The sequence below is a fragment of the Caballeronia sp. BR00000012568055 genome (assembly GCF_029439455.1).
Classification (GTDB): Bacteria; Pseudomonadota; Gammaproteobacteria; order Burkholderiales; family Burkholderiaceae; genus Caballeronia.
Genome location: NZ_JAQFVG010000155.1, coordinates 1,407 through 4,342, shown reverse-complemented (window position 1 = coordinate 4,342; position 2,936 = coordinate 1,407). Strand labels below are relative to the sequence as shown.

The window sequence follows — 2,936 nt, the reverse complement described above, 5'->3', positions numbered from 1 at the left end:
CCAATGCCCATCGTCATCCCACCGATCACCTGACTGCGTGCGGTCTTGGGGTTCAGAATGCGCCCGGCAGCACATACCGCGAGCATCCGACGAACACGGATCTCGCCAGTAAAGGCATTAACAGCAACTTCAGCGAAATGCGCTCCAAAAGTTTGAATCGCAAATTTCTTAGATAGGTCACCGAATTCGATGCTATCTTCGACGATGATGTCGCCATCTCCAGCCGCCTGAGTAAGCGGCACACTTCGGCCGACAGACCGCACTTCGCCAGCCTTGAACTCGGTCTCAGCGGCGTTGAAACCCAATCGCTCGGCAATGGTCTGCCGAAGTTTCATGCAAGCGGCATATACGCCCGCAGTGACAGACGCGGCACCTTGTTGCCCTCCTGAACCAGGAGTCTCCGGAAAGCTCGAGTCGCCCAGTCTCACAACGACCTTTTCGATCGGTACACCCATTAACTCGGCTGCCGTCTGCTGCACGATGGTGTAGCTGCCCGTGCCGATGTCGGTCATATCGGTCTCGACGGTGACAGAACCTCGGCGGTCAAGGCGTATCCGTGCTCCCGCCTTGCCGATGGGTGCCCCTCGAATCGCACCGGCCATCCCTGTCCCAACGAGCCAATGGCCATCGCGGAGCTGACCTGGCCGCGCCTTTCGTGTCTTCCACCCGAAGCGTTCGGACCCAGTTCGCAGACACTCGACGAAGGGACGGGATGAGAAGGGTCGATTGGGATTTTCTGGGTCGACCTGCGTGTCGTTCAGGATTCGGAACTCGACCGGATCGATTCCGAGCTTCTCTGCCATTTCGTCCATCGCGATCTCAAGCGCCATCAGACCAGGCGCTTCCCCCGGCGCTCGCATGGCGTTTCCCTCTGCGAGATCTAGCGTTGCCAATCGGACGCGGGTCATGCGGTTTCGCCCCGCATACAGGGTTCGCGTGGACAGGGTTGTCGGCTCCGTGCGTCCGCCCGCAAGATTGCCAGACCAGCTTTCGTGGCCGATCGCCGTGAGTTTCCCGTCGCGCCCGGCACCAAGTCTGACGCGCTGGATCGTCTTCGGCCGATGGATCGTGTTATTAAACATGATTGGACGCTGAAGCGCGATTTTGACTGGCCGACGCACTAACCGCGCGGCGAGGGCCGCCAGCACAAGATCAGACTGGACCGTGCCTTTGCCTCCAAAGCCGCCGCCGACAAAAGACGAAATGAGTCGAACGTTGTCACGCGGAATACCGAGAATGAGTCCGAGATCGCGGGTACCCCAGTTCATCTGCTGGATCGAGGTCCAGCAAGTGACCCGCTCACCCTCCCAAACCGCGATCGTGGCATGGGGTTCCATCATGGCGTGCGCTTGGTCGGGAACGGTATAGGTCTCGTCTACCTTCATCTCGGCGTCTGAGAAAGCTCGTTCGAAGTCTCCTACGTGGGTCTGGGTTGGGCCGCCAAACGCCATCTGTGGTGCGACTGGAGCGCTGAAGAGTTGGGCAGCGAGATCAAATCTGCCTGCGCTGCGCGTGTAATCGACGCGAATAAGCGACGAAGCCGCGCGCGCTTGCTCGAAAGTATCTGCCACCACCACTGCAATCGGCTGGTGATAGTGGTCGATTTCTGGCGAAGCGAGCATCCGTTGGACGTAGAACTTGCCGACCCCCAAAGGACCAGCGTTGCGATACGTCACAACACCCAGCACACCAGGGGAAGACTCGGCCTGCCTCGTGTCGATTGACTTGATTCGCCCTTTGGAAATCGCAGCACCCAGGATGTAGCCGTACGCGATATTCGGGGCGACGTTGTGATACTCGTAAGAATAGGTCGCAGTACCAGTTGTCTTCAGCTTCGCCTCGAAGCGATCAAGTGGTTGACCGACGACGGTCATCTGGTCGATTGGATTCTGTCCTGCTGGCGTCTCGAACTTCATGGTTCATCCCCTCACTTGCGCCATTACGTAGGCTATCGTCCGCTCGACCAAGGCCATTTTGAACGCGTTATCGTGCGTCGGACGCGCTCCGTTCATAAGTTCCTGTGCAACTGCCTTGGCACCCTCGGACATCGCCGCATCTGCAGCTTCAACTCGCCACGGCTTCGGCGCTACACCACCCACTGCAATCCGCCCACGACCGTCCTCGTGCACGACGGCTGCGACCGAGACCAGGGCAAACGCATACGATGCGCGATCTCGGACCTTCTGATAAATGTGCCGCCCACCGATCGGCGGAGGCAATGTCACCTCGGTAATGAGTTCGCCGGGCATGAGTTCGGTCTCGACACTTGGCGTGGTGCCTGGCAGCCGATGGAAGTCGGCGATCGGTATCACCCTGGTCTGGCCATTGGCTCGAACGGTTCCGATGGATGCGTCCAAAGCGCGCAATGCCACAGCCATATCGCCGGGATTCGTTGCGATGCAGTCAGAACTCCCGCCGATCACGGCCAACTGGCGACTGAACCCGCTGATTGCGGCACAACCTGACCCTGGTTGCCGCTTATTGCAGGCTTGATTCGGATCGTAAAAATATGGACAGCGCGTGCGCTGAAGCAAGTTGCCGCCCGTTGTCGCTTTGTTCCGCAATTGCCCCGAAGCACCGGCAACGATCGCGCGCGCAAGCACCCCATAGTCCCGTCGCACCCTCGGATCGGCGGCAAGCTGAGTATTTGTGACCAGTGCGCCGACACGAAGACCTCCGTCAGCGGTTTCCTCTATGCGGTCGAGACCAATATGCCGAAGGTCGACCAGATGAGCCGGCGTTTCTATCTCGAGCTTCATGAGATCGATCAGATTGGTGCCTCCGGCAATGAATTTCGCGCCCTGTCGCTGCGAAGCGATCGCAGCAGCCTCGGCGGGACTCTTCGCTCGCTCGTAGGTGAACTCTTTCATGCCCGGCTCCCCGCCACTTCGGCCATCGCATCGACGATATTCGAGTAGGCGCCACAGCGACAGATA

General features: G+C 59.3%; 2 protein-coding genes. Both read right to left on the bottom strand.

Annotation, left to right across the window (positions count from 1 at the left end):
* Positions 1-1,916 (bottom strand): xanthine dehydrogenase family protein molybdopterin-binding subunit (locus tag P7F28_RS08885; RefSeq protein WP_277184143.1); only part of this gene is annotated, 1,916 nt, incomplete at its 3' end.
* Between the two features lie 3 nt (positions 1,917-1,919).
* Complete coding sequence (locus tag P7F28_RS08880) at positions 1,920-2,870, bottom strand: xanthine dehydrogenase family protein subunit M (RefSeq protein WP_277184146.1); 951 nt, start codon at positions 2,868-2,870, stop codon at positions 1,920-1,922.
* Positions 2,871-2,936: the final 66 nt, after the last annotated feature.

Excerpts from the sequence above, each read along its gene's own strand:
- P7F28_RS08880 (WP_277184146.1), bottom strand. The coding sequence starts at position 2,870 with ATGAAAGAGTTCACCTACGAGCGAGCGAAGAGTCCCGCCGAGGCTGCT.